This window comes from Photobacterium sp. S4TG1 (assembly GCF_036040035.1).
Taxonomy (GTDB): Bacteria; Pseudomonadota; Gammaproteobacteria; order Enterobacterales; family Vibrionaceae; genus Photobacterium.
The window spans coordinates 710,891-726,107 of sequence record NZ_JAYXUH010000001.1; the positions used below are offsets into that span (position 1 = coordinate 710,891).

General features: G+C 38.2%; 10 protein-coding genes. 5 read left to right on the forward strand and 5 right to left on the reverse strand.

All coding sequences use genetic code 11. From position 1 onward, the window contains the following. Nucleotides 1-3: 3 nt before the first annotated feature. The 3 genes from pstB to VXS03_RS03455 are packed head-to-tail and all read right to left on the reverse strand — an operon-like array spanning nt 4 to nt 4,750. Nucleotides 4-840 carry a phosphate ABC transporter ATP-binding protein PstB gene (gene pstB / locus VXS03_RS03445; RefSeq protein ID WP_327761974.1) on the reverse strand — a complete coding sequence of 279 codons (837 nt, stop codon included), beginning with the start codon at nt 838-840 and terminating at the stop codon, nt 4-6. Between the two features lie 29 nt (nt 841-869). Then, a complete protein-coding gene (pstA, locus tag VXS03_RS03450) occupies nt 870-2,507 on the reverse strand; it encodes a phosphate ABC transporter permease PstA (protein ID WP_327761975.1) in 1,638 nt (545 codons plus the stop codon). 14 nt (nt 2,508-2,521) lie between these two features. Beyond that, nucleotides 2,522-4,750 carry an ABC transporter permease subunit gene (locus VXS03_RS03455; protein ID WP_327761976.1) on the reverse strand — a complete coding sequence of 743 codons (2,229 nt, stop codon included), beginning with the start codon at nt 4,748-4,750 and terminating at the stop codon, nt 2,522-2,524. Between the two features lie 175 nt (nt 4,751-4,925). On the opposite strand from VXS03_RS03455, the gene VXS03_RS03460 reads away from it, so the two are divergent. The 5 genes from VXS03_RS03460 to VXS03_RS03480 all read left to right on the forward strand — a co-directional run bounded on the left by VXS03_RS03460 (nt 4,926) and on the right by VXS03_RS03480 (nt 12,757). Continuing rightward, complete coding sequence (locus tag VXS03_RS03460) at nt 4,926-5,432, forward strand: glycine cleavage system protein R (RefSeq protein ID WP_327761977.1); 507 nt, start codon at nt 4,926-4,928, stop codon at nt 5,430-5,432. A gap of 102 nt (nt 5,433-5,534) precedes the next feature. Then, a complete protein-coding gene (gene ppk1, locus VXS03_RS03465) occupies nt 5,535-7,631 on the forward strand; it encodes a polyphosphate kinase 1 (RefSeq protein ID WP_327761978.1) in 2,097 nt (698 codons plus the stop codon). Between the two features lie 34 nt (nt 7,632-7,665). Continuing rightward, on the forward strand, nt 7,666-9,165 hold the full coding sequence (ppx, locus tag VXS03_RS03470) for an exopolyphosphatase (RefSeq protein ID WP_327762042.1): 1,500 nt from the start codon (nt 7,666-7,668) through the stop codon (nt 9,163-9,165). A 437-nt stretch (nt 9,166-9,602) separates the two neighbouring features. After that, nucleotides 9,603-10,133, forward strand: a complete 531-nt coding sequence (locus tag VXS03_RS03475) for a type II secretion system protein (RefSeq protein ID WP_327761979.1) — start codon at nt 9,603-9,605, stop codon at nt 10,131-10,133. 446 nt (nt 10,134-10,579) lie between these two features. Further along, entirely contained in the window at nt 10,580-12,757 is a 2,178-nt protein-coding gene (locus tag VXS03_RS03480; RefSeq protein WP_327761980.1) for an autotransporter domain-containing protein, read from the forward strand. Between the two features lie 74 nt (nt 12,758-12,831). Here VXS03_RS03480 and VXS03_RS03485 read toward each other — a convergent pair whose 3' ends face one another. Beyond that, entirely contained in the window at nt 12,832-13,836 is a 1,005-nt protein-coding gene (locus tag VXS03_RS03485) for a PstS family phosphate ABC transporter substrate-binding protein (protein ID WP_327761981.1), read from the reverse strand. A gap of 16 nt (nt 13,837-13,852) precedes the next feature. Beyond that, nucleotides 13,853-15,178, reverse strand: coding sequence for a phosphate regulon sensor histidine kinase PhoR (phoR, locus tag VXS03_RS03490; RefSeq protein WP_327761983.1), 1,326 nt, complete (start codon nt 15,176-15,178; stop codon nt 13,853-13,855). Nucleotides 15,179-15,217 lie beyond the last annotated feature (39 nt).

The following is a 15,217-nucleotide window of genomic DNA, read 5'->3' on the forward strand; positions in this document are numbered from 1 at the left end:
TCCTTAACCATAACGCCCGGTTATATAATCCTCAGTACGTTTTTCTTTGGGAGTGGTAAATATATCATTGGTACTGGTATATTCCACTAGCTCACCCATATGCATAAAAGCAGTTTGATCGGAAACTCGCGCCGCTTGCTGCATATTATGAGTAACGATAATAACGGTATATTTTGCTTTAAGCTCATTAATCAACTCTTCTATGGTCAAGGTTGATATCGGATCCAAGGCTGATGTCGGCTCATCTAATAATAAAATTTCAGGTTCGATGGCTATTGCTCTAGCAATCACTAATCGTTGTTGCTGACCGCCTGACAAACCAAATGCATTCTCATGTAACCGCCCTTTTACTTCATCCCACAATGCCGCTGAACGCAGTGAACTTTCAACCGCATCATCAAGCACTCGGCGATCATTGATCCCTTGCAATCGCAGTCCGTAAACAACATTTTCATAAATGGATTTAGGAAAAGGATTAGGGCGTTGAAATACCATTCCGACTTGACGCCGCAGCGCTGCAACATCAACATTTTTATCGTACACATTCTGACCATGAAGCATGACTTTACCATCAATATGACAGCCATCAATCAGATCATTCATGCGATTAACACAGCTTAACAAGGTTGATTTACCACAACCTGAAGGTCCGATAAATGCTGTCACCTGACCTTTAGCAATTCGCATATTGATATCAAATAATGCCTGCGTTTGCCCATAATGCAGATTCAATCCTTCAATGGACAAGGCCGTTTTGTCTTCAGCTAATAGCGATAAATCTAAAGGCTCAAATAACCCCATCGGAGGATGGTCAGTAAAGAGCGAACGATCGTTATACATAGTTGTTCTCATCTTATTGATACTTAGGGTTATTGCTCTAAAGCGCGGAATTTTTCTCGAAGGTGATTACGAATAGCAATAGCCGTTAAGTTTAAACTGATAATAACGGTGACTAATAGAAACGAGGTTGCGTACACTAATGGGCGAGCAGCTTCAACATTAGGGCTTTGAAAAGCAACATCATACACATGATAGCCTAAGTGCATGAATTTTCTATCTAAGTGTACATATGGGAAGTGCATATCTAGCGGTAATGTCGGTGCCATTTTCACCACCCCCACCAGCATCAATGGCGCAACTTCTCCTGCAGCTCGTGCAACAGCAAGAATTAATCCCGTCATAATAGCAGGGCTTGCCATTGGCAATACAATGCGCCATAAGGTTTCAGCTTGTGTCGCTCCTAGTGCTAATGAGCCGTTACGTACCGAGCTTGGTATGCGAGAAAGCCCTTCTTCAGTCGACACAATCACCACAGGCAATGTCATGATCGCTAACGTTAATGCTGACCATAAAATACCCGGCGTGCCAAAAGTAGGGGTTGGTAATTGCGCAGAGAAAAACACATCATCGATAGTGCCGCCTACCATATACACAAAAAAACCTAATCCAAACACACCATACACAATTGAGGGTACGCCCGCGAGATTGATCACCGCAATACGAATTAAATTAGTAAACCGATTATTACTCGCATATTCATGTAAATATACCGCCGCAAGCACCCCTAACGGCGTCACCATGATACTCATTAGTAACACCATAAATACGGTACCAAAAATGGCAGGAAAAACACCACCTTCCGTATTGGCTTCTCGTGGTGCTTCAGCTAAAAATTTATAAACGTGGTAACTCCAATGCTGAACTTTTTCAAGCCACGATAAATTATTGGGTTGCCACATATCCAGCACTTGCATCATCGGAATAGTGACATTAGTGCCACTTTGATCACGAAGCACTAACGCGTCGTGATCTAATTGCCCTTGTAAGGCAAATAATCGATTCTCAATATTTTTGTAAATAGTATTGTAGTTGGCTTGCTCACGATCAATCCGTTGTCCATCCGCCACTGTGAGTTTACCGCTTAACTCTAAGCGTCGTTTTTCAATTCTTAATCGCTCTAAATTCCAGTTAATATTAGCAATTTCATTACTTTGCAATGAACGTAATTCCGAACGGACTTTATTAGCTTGTGCTAATGCTAGCGGCAGTTGAGAGAGCGGTTGAGGTTCACCGCCTTCAATCACACTTACAGGATAGCCATAAAACTTACCATTACTTTCACGATCAACCACCGCAATATTATTAGCAATTTGTTGATGAATAATTTGAGTGCTTAATACAGTTAAGAAATCAAGCGCACCCTGACCACGATTACCAGTTTTAATTAAATACCGTGGCACGCTGTCTTCAGTAAATTGACTAACGTCGACTCCAGCATCGGCAAGTTGATCTACCGGCACCATAGTACGTTGATAAAGCTCACCAATAACAACTTGCGGTTTGCCATTGAGGTTAACATCAAACTGATACACAGGGGCTGGCCAAAAATAGCTCAAGCCTTTATAGCCAATCAATAACAATAAACCGAGTACAGCAACCAAGCTCAAGCTGACGGCACCCGCAGTTAACCAAATCCATGGCGAACCAGATTTAAACCATTTAATCATTGCTGTATCACTTATTATAACGAACTGTATTTTGCACGTAGTCGTTGACGAACAACTTCAGCAATCGTATTAAAGATAAAGGTAAATACAAACAGCACAAAAGCGGCAAGGAATAACACTCGATAATGCGAACTCCCCACTTCAGATTCGGGCATTTCAATGGCGATAGTGGCTGCTAGAGTTCGTAATCCTTGCAGTAAATTCCAATCCATTACCGGAGTATTACCCGTTGCCATTAATACAATCATAGTTTCACCGACAGCACGCCCCAATCCCATCATGATCGCAGAAAAAATACCGGGACTTGCAGTAAGTAATACCACTTTAGTTAAGGTCTGCCATTGAGTCGCCCCTAAAGCTAGTGAGCCTTTAGTTAAATGCGTGGGCACTGAGAAAATAGCATCTTCAGCAATGGTAAAAATCGTCGGAATAACGGCAAATCCCATCGCAATACCGACAATAAGCGCATTACGCTGATCATAACCGATACCTAAATGATTATTTAAATAGCCTTGTAAATCACCATTAAAAAACTGTGTTTCAATCCAAGGACTTAAACCAAAACAACCATAGGTTACCGCCACAATAACCGGAATTAACAAAGCAATATGAAAACCATTAGGAATTCGTGAGCGCCATTGCCCAGGCAGCATTGACCAACTCCAGCCAATCACAATAATGGCTAACGGTAAAATTACGATCCCTAGCGCTATTCCTGCCAGATATTGTTCAACAATAGGCGCTAACCATACTCCCGCTAAAAATCCCAAAATAACCGTTGGTAATGCTTCCATCAATTCAACGGTCGGTTTGATCACTCTTCTTACTTTATTTGACATAAAGTAAGCGGTATAAATCGCGCCAGCTAATGCTAATGGAATCGCAAAAAACATTGAATAAACCGCCGCTTTAAGAGTACCAAACACTATCGGAACAAGACTTAACTTCGGCTCAAATTCATCACTAGCAGAGGTTGATTGCCATACATAATCCGGCTCAGCATAACCCTCATACCACACTTTTTGTAATAACGATGATAATCCAATATCAGGATGTGCATTTTTGACTTGATAGCTCTGCCATTGTCCATTATCAAGCGTTACTAATAAATTCGCTTTGGGGGAAATGGCAATATCCGTTGGAACCTTCGTGAAGACTTTATCTTTGTATATGACTTTGCGTTCAGCAGTATAATAAGCCGACGTCGTGCCATCTTTTTGAATCGCAAAAAAGCCTTTACGGTAATATTCCGGCACTATTTTAACTAATGGGCTGGCAGAAAAATGAAAAGTTCTAACATTGATTAACTGACGCTGCCCTTGCTTCACCACTTCAAACCATTGCGAGATCGTATTATCAGAATTGGTGATCAATAATGAATTAGCCCCAGACAACAGAGTCATCGATACGGGTTTACTATTACCAGTGGTGACATTTTCAATTTTACGCAGAAATGCTGTATTAGCCGTTAACTTATATAAATATAAATTTGATCCACTCAGCACATATAATGTCTTACCATCTGGGGTTAATTGAAAATCATCAATTTTAGCGGGAGTATTATTAATCTCAAACCGCTGCTGTTGCCAGCCATTTGCCCGCTGCACCACATTTTCAGGCAGCAATAAACTCAATCCATAAAGGTGGTTGGTCGCTGTTTTTCCGACCACGATAGTACGATCATCACGCCCTGAAATGGCTAATTGAGTAATGGCCTCTCCTGCGGGAACTAGCACTAATGGCGTTTGACCAAAAGGATATTCAATACTGGGTTGTAAGTGCTTATTAGCCGCTGCAAACGTAAGCGAAAATTCAGGTTTAGCAATCTTAACCCGCCCTTGTGCCGTACCATAAGCAACCATACCATCACGAGGTAAACTTAGACCGTATGCAGTTGGATTATTGATAATAGTCTGCTGTTTTAGCACCTGCGCTTGTTGCGTTGATGACTGAAGATCGACAAAAATAACCTTACCATCGCGACTAAAGCGATAAGCAATGTTATTACTATCATCCACCCCTAACAACGCTGTTTTACTGCTAACCGATAATGATAAGTGCTGTTTAGGATTAACAGCAACCGATGAGAAAATAGGCACAATCACATACAGTAAATAAAAGAAAATCAGCATCAAGGTGATCAGCACAAAAATACCACCCGCTGTAACGCCAACTCGAGCTAAGTTGTCTTTACCTCGACGAAAACGATTTTCTTTCCTTAGTAATGTGCTGGCGTTTGCCATTATGACCTCTAACCTATTTATACGCTCAAAAGTGTATTGCTATTTAATGACAGATTTATGACAACGCCCCTGGTAACGATGATTTGAGTTGGCTAAACCTGGTTTTACAGCCATGCTTAAAAAACAACCTTCAAATAATCACCACCATCATGTTATAACGACAAGGACTGACGTAATGAAACAACTGATTGTGACCATTATTGGCAAAGATGAACCCGGACTAGTAGAACAGCTCTCCGATACTATTTATTTCAACCATGCAAATTGGCTAAGCAGTTCGCTTAGTCAGCTTGGCGGGCAGTTTGCGGGAATAATACAAATAGATGTTGCGGATAAACACCTGCTCTCGCTGCGTCAAGCATTAGCCAATATTGAAGCATTACACATTCACGTCGTAGAAGATCACACTCAAACCGTGACCACTTATGTTGCTCAACAACTCACAGTAACAGGTAACGATCGTCGAGGCATAGTAAAAGAGGTAACACGCCATTTAACTCAACTTGGAATTAATATCGCCAAATTAAAAACCGAGACTCAAAGTGCTCCTAATTGGGGGTACCCTATTTTCATTGCTGAATTTCAATTACAAACACCAAGTGAAATTAGTGCCAACATGATTCAACAGCAACTGGAACAGTTAGCCGATGATTTAACGATTGATATTGAAACACTGAGCTAAATCAACCAGATGACATACACTATGGCAATGTAACGCGAATCATGATGTTTTACCATGTCATTTGACGTTGTTAACGCTAAAGTAGTAAGGATATGACCCCTAATGGCCATCAATCAGATTTATCTTGAAAAAGAGCTTAGCTGGCTCGCCTTTAATCAGCGAGTCCTTCAAGAAGCGGCGGATAAATCGGTGCCACTACTAGAACGGGTTCGCTTTCTTGGTATCTATACCAATAATCTTGATGAGTTTTACAAAGTCCGTGTCGCTAAAGTTAAACGTCAGCTATTACGTGTACGTGGAAATAATCAAGATAGTGCCGCACATTCATTGCTAAACCAAATCCAGCACCAGACGCAACAAGCCCAACAAGCGTTTGAGAAAATCTATGCTGCATTGATCAGTGAAATGGCACTGTGTGGTATTTATCTTAATAATGAACAACAACTCACACCTAAGCACCAGCAATGGTTATTGGCTTATTTTCGCCAGCATATTTTGCCACATATCATAGTCATCCCCCTGACAGACACCTTTGAAATCGAGCAATATATACACCCTCACGGCTCATACCTAGCGGTAATGATAAAGCATCATCATGATATCAAATATGCGCTTATTGAAATGCCGACGGCTCAATTACCACGCTTTGTACAACTCCCATCGCATGATAATACTCATCATCTTATGGTTATCGAAAATATCATTCGTCACCATATTCGAGACATTTTTAATGATCTTCCCTCAACGGCTCAATTGAGTGTTTATACGATAAAAATAACGCGAGATGCTGACTATCAATTGCAGCAAAACAGTGGTGATAATTTATTACAACAACTAGCACAAGGGCTCACCCAACGTTTAACGGCCCCCCCACTTCGGTTTACCTATCAACCGACAATGCCAGCAGCAATGCAGCACTTTTTTTATCGCAATCTTAATCTCTCCGACTACGATACAGTGATGGCCACAGAGTGTTCTCAGCACTTTAACGATTTAAGTGCTTTTCCGATTATTGGTAATAAATACCTTAGCTATGCGCCATTACCTACCATCGATAGTTACCCGTTTCGTCATGCTAAAACTGTTTTCGATGCCATAAAACATCAAGACATTCTGTTGTATTACCCTTATCACAGCTTTGATCATGTCACTGATTTTGTACAACAAGCCGCATTCGATCCTACCGTTAGCCATATTCGCATCAGTATTTATCGCGTAGCCAAACAATCTATTATTATCGATAACCTCATTAATGCCGCGAACAATGGTAAACAAGTCACGGTGGTGGTTGAGCTACAAGCCCGTTTTGATGAACAAGCCAATATTCGCTGGGCGCAACAATTAACCGCCGCAGGGATCACGGTCTTATTTGGGGTTGCCAACGTCAAAATTCATTCAAAATTGTGTCTAATTACTCGGCAGGAACAACATCAATCCATAGATTATGCTCATATTGGCACCGGTAACTTTAACGAAAAAACTGCTACTTGCTATACTGATTTTTCATTGTTTACTGCACACTCAAAAATAACCGCAGAAGTGCAGCAACTATTTGATTATATTGCAAATCCAACCAAGAAAACTCACTACAATTACTTGCTCATATCACCAACCGATACACGCACACGGTTATACCAATTAATAACAAATGAGATTGATAACGCTCAACAAAACCGTCCTGCTGGCATCACCCTTAAACTGAATAATTTAATCGATAAGGGGTTAATCGATAAACTTTATTACGCCAATCAACAAGGCGTGAAAATTCAATTAATTATTCGCGGCATGTGTCGCTTAATCGCAGGCATAAAAGGCATCAGTGACAATATTACCGTTATCAGTATTGTTGATCGTTTTCTTGAACATTCACGAGTGTATATCTTTACTAATAATAACGATCCGAAGGTGTTTATTTCTTCAGCCGATTGGATGTACCGTAATATTGATCGCCGTATTGAAGTCGGTTGCCCTATTTTGGCGCCTGTACTTAAGCAACGTATTATTGATATCACCCACCTACAACTGGCTGATAATGTCAAAGCACGTATCCTTGATCAATCAATGAGCAACCGTTATGTCAGTCGTGGTAAGAAGCAAAAAATACGCGCTCAAACTGCTATTTATCATTACTTAAAACGCAGTGAAGATTACTGTCAGCGACGTGCACATAAGGAGCTAAAATACCATGCAAAACCATAATCAATCCCCAGCTCCACAACCACCAATACCACCAATGCCACCAATGCCACCACGACACATTGCAGCACTTGATCTTGGATCTAACAGTTTTCATCTTGTGATTGCGCGCGTTGTTGGTCACAACTTACAAATTGTTAGTCGTTATAAACAGCGGGTACATTTAGCATCAGGGCTTGATAATCAATATAACCTCAGCCAAGCCGCCATTGAACGAGGTTTAGCCTGTTTGGCAATGTTTGCAGAACGACTGCAAGGGTTTGCACCACAAAATGTTCGAGTTGCAGCGACGTATACGCTGCGCCAAGCACGTAACGCTGATATTTTCATTCGTCGAGCTGAAGCGATAATGCCGTTTCCAATTGAAATTATTGCGGGGGCAGAAGAAGCGCGGTTAATTTATTTAGGCGTGACCCATACTCAGCCCGATCACGGTAAAAAATTAGTGATTGATATTGGTGGAGGCAGCACTGAATTCATCATTGGATCAGGATTTGAAACCGATATTGTACATAGTAAGCACATAGGTTGTGTAAGCTATAATCAAACCTTTTTTGCAAATGGTAAGCTCGATAGCGTTAATTTTGCCAAGGCACAATTAGCTGTTCACCAAAAATTAGAAACAATAATTAATCCATATCAACATATTGGCTGGCAAAAAGTCATCGGTGCGTCCGGTACGATTAAAGCGATTCAAGAGGTATTGATAGCGCAAGGCCATCATGATGGAATAATAACCCAACCACGCTTACACCAACTTATTACAACAATCATCGCCTGTAAGCACCAACACCAATTAGTATTAAGCGGCTTAAATGACGATCGAAAACCTGTTTTTGCTGCTGGCGTAGCGATTGTGAGTGCTATTTTTTCAGCCTTTAATATCGATAAAATGCACTTTTCCGCAGGGGCTTTACGCGAAGGCGTATTGTATGAAATGGAACAACGTTTCCGTCATAGTGACATACGCAGTCGAACCGCAACCGCAATGGCTGAACAATATAATATCGATAAGCCTCAAGCTGAGCGCGTAAAAAATACCGCCCTTGCTCTTTATAACCAACTAACGTTACCACCGACAGATCAGCAACCGACCTTAACCACGTTGTTAGCATGGGGGGCATTACTGCATGAAGTAGGTCTCAGTATTAGTTACCCCGGTTTTCATCGTCACTCCGCGTATTTATTACGTTTTAGCACCATGCCTGGATTTAATATCGATCAACAAACCTTGCTCGCCACCTTAGCCCGCTGCCAACGAAAACGACTTAAACTTGATGAACTACCACCATTAACAATCTATAAGCGTAAACAGCTATACCCGTTAATTCGTGCCTTACGATTAGCTGTCATATTAAATGGTCAACGCAGTTCGGTTCCACTGCCACCAATAACCATCACCGCCAATAACGAACATTGGCAATTAATGTTGCCAAAAGATTGGCTCGCAACCAATACTCTCCTCGCCGCCGATCTGGCAACCGAGCAACAATATTGGCATAAGGCTGGCTGGAAATTGAGTATTGAGAATAGTTAAGTGGTGAATGGCTCAAGACGAAACCTTGAACACCACAACCAGTAGCGCTGATTATAATTACAAAATTAAAATCTAATAAATACCCTTCTTTTTGGGAATTCTTCTCAACACACGGTGTCAAGAAAAATAACACAAAAAAGTCCTAACCACATAATTTAAATATATTTTTTAGCTAAAAGTAATCTCGTTGTCTGACCCTTTATTATAAGCCCTTTTTTATAATAACTTTAAAAATGAGTATAACATATAGCATAACCATGGGGGGTAATTCGAAGTCAGTATAACCAATATATATTTGGTTTAATTATTGATGAACATAAGTTTACCGTCATTATATAACTTTCCTGTTTTATATTGAGAGCAGAGGCTATAGATAGTTATTTATGTTACCATTTGATTCGTTTTAATTACTATTATAAATGATGATTATTGATCAAATGAAAAGTAAAGGTTTTACATTAATTGAATTGGTAGTTGTAATTGTTATTCTAGGAATCTTAGCTGTTATTGCTGCACCTAAGTTTATGGGATTACAGAAAGATGCACGTATTGCGGATTTAAAAGGACTTGAAGGTAGTTTAAAAGCTGCTAATGAAATGGTTTATACAAAAGCAGCAATTAAAGGTCTCGATCAATCTCAAAGAGAAGATGGTGGCGGTGGTGGTAATGCGGAAAAAAATCAAATTATTATTAATGGACAACCTATTAATTTACATTTTGGGTATATAACTGCAACCAAAGAAAATATAAAACGAATTCTTAATGTTAGTAATACAGATTGGAATATTTTAGGTTATGCAGGATTTTTTTCTCCCATCTATTTAACGCCAAAAACAGCTCCTGCTTTTAATGCAACAAGTCCTGCAGATATTGAAAAATCGAACTGTTATTTATCTTATGGTTTTCTTAATCCTCATGATGGAGCATGGGATATACCTCAATATCATCTAGTTACATCTGGTTGTTAATTTTTAATTAAAATTACAAACTGTTCGCACGCCAGCAAACAGTAACAATTTAATTACAACTCTCTGTTTATATAAACAAAGGTTATTTTTTAAGAAAAAGTATGCATAAATAGTTTTATATTAAGGCTACTTCTGTAGCCTTAAACCTTCCAATAGCAATATATATTTCATTAACACAGTTATTGATATCAAATTATATTCCTCGTTTAGAATAATTATATAAAATAACCAAACAAATATAATTTTTTATAGGACCATAAAATATCCTATAATTACTTAAATTTACAAAATACTTTGCATTATATAATTAAAAATAATATTGTGGTTGTTATAATTTAATTTTATGTAGTAAAAACGAAATTAAAATATGCATTAATTAATAAATCAATTTTTTTAAACAGTGATATATTCACGCATCTTTTTATATTACCTTTATAAGCTATCGTATGATTTCAGATATAAACATTAACCAGCCTATCTATTTCTCATCCATCAATAATATTACAATCACAGCAAAAATAGGTAATAGTAAAGATGGTGATCGAACAAACTATATAGGTAATGACACATTAAATAATGCTACTATTTTACCTGGTGGAAAATTATCAATAACTAACGATGTTGTCGCAAATAAAACAATAGCTAAAAGTACAGCGGATCGAGCATCAGGAAAAGGGGCTTATTTTTACGTTTCTGGTAATGCGAAGTCAAATAATGCCACCATTGAAGAAAATGCTTATTTAAATGTTGGTAATGTTCGACAACAAGAATACAAAAATGGCCATTGGATTTATAAACCTTTATCTGAACAAATTACTAAAAATAAAGCCGCGGCGATTAATACTCACCTATTAAAAGGCGGCGTTTTGTGGACTGGTATAAACTCCATAACAAAAAACACAATCAATGATGGAGGTGTGCTGAATGAATATTATGGTTCAGTTTCAGACTCTGTAAATATCAACAAAGGAAGAGAGTATACTTTTTCACCTGTAATCTCTTCAAACTCAACTTTCAATCATAGCTATGATTACGTTGGGCTTAAAAGTAAAAAAGGAGGAATTCAAAATAATGTATCAGCCGAAAAAAACAGTGTTATTAATGTAACTAACGATGGAACAATAAATAATATAAAAAGTATCGATAGCACTATAAATTCAAATAACAAGGGAACAATTAATAATATTGATAGTCAACATAGCATTATCAACATTGAAAATGGTGGTGTTATTTCTCATATTACAGCCATTAAAAATAGCATCATAAACAATAAAAACATAATTAAAAACAAAAATATCATAACTAACAGTACCTTGAACATGAATACTGGTTCAAAAGCAGACACTGTAACTTTAAATAATTCATTAGTTAATGTTAATGGGACATCAACCATTTCAAACATCATCAGTAATGAAAAGAGTAATACGATTTCATTTACAAAAAAAATGCCCGTCACCTTAAACTCAAATACAATTATAGGTAACTACATTGTTAAAATGTCATCAAATCTAAATACTTTTTCCTCTGATTTAATTAATGTTAAACATCAAATCAAAGGAAATTTGAAATTAGATTTCAGCGGCTTAGGTAAAACAGGTAGAAATACCATTGGCAATGGTATTAAGGTCATTAATAATGAATCACAGTCTTCTAGCCAACATGTAACAATGACAAAACCTATCAATCGAGGTATGCTCATTTATAATTTAAAAAACATTAATAATGATTATTATCTTCAATCTTCGTTAAATAAAATTAACTATATTAATGTTTATACACCATTGGCTCTGTCTAATTATTCATTATCAAATACGGGTAGTCTCTATCAACGCCAAGGTGCATTTATTTTCCCCGACAAAAATAACGTATGGGTAAAATATAATTCAAAAAAACAGCAGGTTAATGATGGCCAACTATCAAGTGACACATTAACATTAGGATATACATTTTATAATAATAATAACATTCAAAAGCATATTGATTCTGGGTTTATGTTAAACCTTGGAAAATTAAATTTTTCATACAATAGCGAAGTAAATAATACTGATGCAATAAGCTTATATAACTATACAACAATCAAGAAACAAAACTATTATTTTGATTTTGTAAATGGATTCGGATTATATAAATCAAAAATAAATCCATCAATATCAACTGATAGTGAATCTTTTGATTCAAAAATATTTATATCTTCTATTGAAACTGGTTACTTTTTCCAATATCACAACTTTAATATTATCCCTCAAACTCAATTAATATATCAAAACTATAACCAAAATAGCTATAATTTAGTAGGTTATGAGTCTGACACTAAAATGGATACAGTAAAGCAAAACAATATCATTGGTAGAGTGGGTGTAAATATTAATCGAGATATCAAGAAAGAATATTTATATCAACCATTTATTCAGCTTAGCGTCTATAATAAATTTAACAAAAGTCACAATATTACAGCAACAGATATTAATGTTAATCAATATGCTAACATAAAAGATGATAAAACTTGGCTTAACATTACAGCAGGGATAAATATTAAGGTATCGCCAAAGTCTAATATATACGCAGATGTTATTTATGATCATCACGATATCAATGAGTTAATTGCATACCGCTATAGTTTTTAATTTTTAAAATCAAACGACATAAAAAATGATGTTAAGGCTACAATAGCCATTGGATTCGTAGTCTTAACTTTACCCTAATTTTTTAACCCCAACTTCACCATGTTTTCATTCACAATCGCAACAGGTAAAGGAATATAACCATCTTTTTGCACTATATTTTGCCCATTACTGGATAAAATAAACCGTAAAAATTCTTGCTCCATCGGTGCTAGAGCTTTGTTAGGATGTTTATTGATATATAAATATAAATAACGTGATAACGGGTAATTACCATTAATTGAGTTCTCTACTGTTGCCTCAACATAATCAGTGCCTTCACGAGCAACTGGAATAGCGCGAATGCCCGTAGTTTTATAGCCAATACCTGAATAGCCGATGGCATTAAGCGAGGTTGAAACAGACTGCACTACCGAAGCTGAGCCCGGTTGTTCATTAACGTTATTGCGAAAATCGCCACGACATAAAGCACGCTTTTTAAAGTCACCATAGGTGCCAGATACAGAATTACGCCCAAATAATTGAATATCCCGTTGTTGCCAACTATTAGGTAAGCCTAGTTGTCCCCATTGAGTAATAGGTACTAGTGCACCGCAACGTAAAGTTCGTGAGTATATTGCATCTAACTGCTCGAAATTAATGCCTTTAAGCGGGTTATCTTCATGTACAAATACTGCGAGTGCATCCACTGCAACTTTGATCGCCGTTGGTTTATAACCATATTCATTTTCAAACGCTTCAATTTCTTTGGTCTTCATTTCACGGCTCATGGGTCCTAACTGCGCCGTTGCTTCCACCAGCGCGGTTGGAGCCGTTGATGAGCCCGAGGTTTGAATTTGAATATTAACGTTAGGATATTGACGTTTAAATGCCTCAGTCCAATAGGTCATTAAGTTAGCTAGCGTGTCTGATCCTACCGATGATAAATTACCCGAAATGCCACTGACTTTATGATAAGGCTGCAATTGAGTATCAACGGTAGAGGTCATCGCTGCCATGACTGGAACCCATGCAGTCACGCTCCACAACGTAACCGCGTAGAGAGTCGTTGAGACTATTTTAGTAAGTAGTGACAGTAGCATCAGGTATCCTTACCGTTTAGGAGTGAGCATTAGTAACGGTTAAACTTGTATCAGCCACTAATCGACTTGGTAACGTAAATGAGAAGGTACTGCCCTTATCAATTTCACTTTCAATTTCTAGATGTGCGTCATGATGACTTAACGCATGCTTAACAATAGCGAGTCCTAAACCACTGCCACCAGTTTCGCGTGAGCGGGCTTTATCAACTCGATAGAAACGTTCAGTTAAACGATGAATATGTTGAGCCTCAATACCTTCACCACTGTCCGTCACTTCTAATCGTGGTCCTGTCGGTGAGCGATACCAACGAACACGAATCGCTGCATCATTCGGAGTATGTTTAACCGCGTTATAAACTAAATTGGAAATAGCACTGCGGAGTTGATCATTATCGCCAAAGACTTTTAAGCTGTTATCAACCTCAAAGGTAAATGATTGCTCTTTATTACTACTGAGTGACATCGCTTCTTTTTCTAAAATATCAAGCATTGCAGGCACATCAACCATTTCTTCTAGTTCAATCGTCGGTGCCGCTTCAATTTTAGATAACGTTAATAACTGCTCAACCAGTGCATTCATACGTGCCAATTGTTCAGTCATCACGCCATGAGCACGATCCCACATTGGTCCCATCAGCATTTCAGGATCTTGTGCCATTTCAAGATACCCTTGCAATACCGTCATTGGTGTACGTAACTCATGCGACACATTGGCAAAGAAATTACGGCGCATGCCTTCCAGTTGTTTTAACTGTGACACATCACGTACTGCCATGAGGTATTCGCCCTCAGTGTAGCGCATGATTCGCAATTCTAAAGTACGATCATAATTCATTGGAGATGTAATTTCTAACGGATTATCAAATACTTGACGAGAAAGATAGCGCACAAAATCAGGACTGCGCAATAAGTTGCTAATCGGTTGACCACTGTCATCAGGCCAACGTAAACCTAATAATTGTTGCGCTAATTTGTTACACCACACAATATTACCTTCACTACGAAACACCACTACCGCATCGGGCAGTGATTCTGCACCATTACGGAAACGACGAATTAAGGTAGTGAGCTCTTTGCGGCGACGACGATTGCGCTGTTGTAAGCGATAAATGCCATTAAATAGCGGCTCCCAACTGCCAGAGCCTGAAGGTGGGGTTAGGCTACGATCTTTCCATAACCAATTCGACATTTTAAGCTGGTTATGAAAATGCCATCCAAGCTGAATCCAACTAGCGATCAACAAAAACCACGGTAGGTAGCCAAAAATAACGCCAAGTATAAGCCAAGGCAGATAAAATAATATTAGCTCCCCGACCAACCTTTTCCATGTCAATCTTTCCACATGTTTACTCCTAGCAGCAACGGAGTAGCACAGTGGTTC

What these genes read in the sequence shown, in the direction of transcription:
- pstB (WP_327761974.1), bottom strand. Translation starts at nt 840, where the DNA reads ATGTATAACGATCGTTCGCTCTTTACTGACCATCCTCCGATGGGGTTA.
- pstA (WP_327761975.1), bottom strand. Translation starts at nt 2,507, where the DNA reads ATGATTAAATGGTTTAAATCTGGTTCGCCATGGATTTGGTTAACTGCG.
- VXS03_RS03455 (WP_327761976.1), bottom strand. Translation starts at nt 4,750, where the DNA reads ATGGCAAACGCCAGCACATTACTAAGGAAAGAAAATCGTTTTCGTCGA.
- VXS03_RS03460 (WP_327761977.1), top strand. Translation starts at nt 4,926, where the DNA reads ATGAAACAACTGATTGTGACCATTATTGGCAAAGATGAACCCGGACTA.
- ppk1 (WP_327761978.1), top strand. Translation starts at nt 5,535, where the DNA reads ATGGCCATCAATCAGATTTATCTTGAAAAAGAGCTTAGCTGGCTCGCC.
- ppx (WP_327762042.1), top strand. Translation starts at nt 7,666, where the DNA reads ATGCCACCAATGCCACCACGACACATTGCAGCACTTGATCTTGGATCT.
- VXS03_RS03475 (WP_327761979.1), top strand. Translation starts at nt 9,603, where the DNA reads ATGAAAAGTAAAGGTTTTACATTAATTGAATTGGTAGTTGTAATTGTT.
- VXS03_RS03480 (WP_327761980.1), top strand. Translation starts at nt 10,580, where the DNA reads ATGATTTCAGATATAAACATTAACCAGCCTATCTATTTCTCATCCATC.
- VXS03_RS03485 (WP_327761981.1), bottom strand. Translation starts at nt 13,836, where the DNA reads ATGCTACTGTCACTACTTACTAAAATAGTCTCAACGACTCTCTACGCG.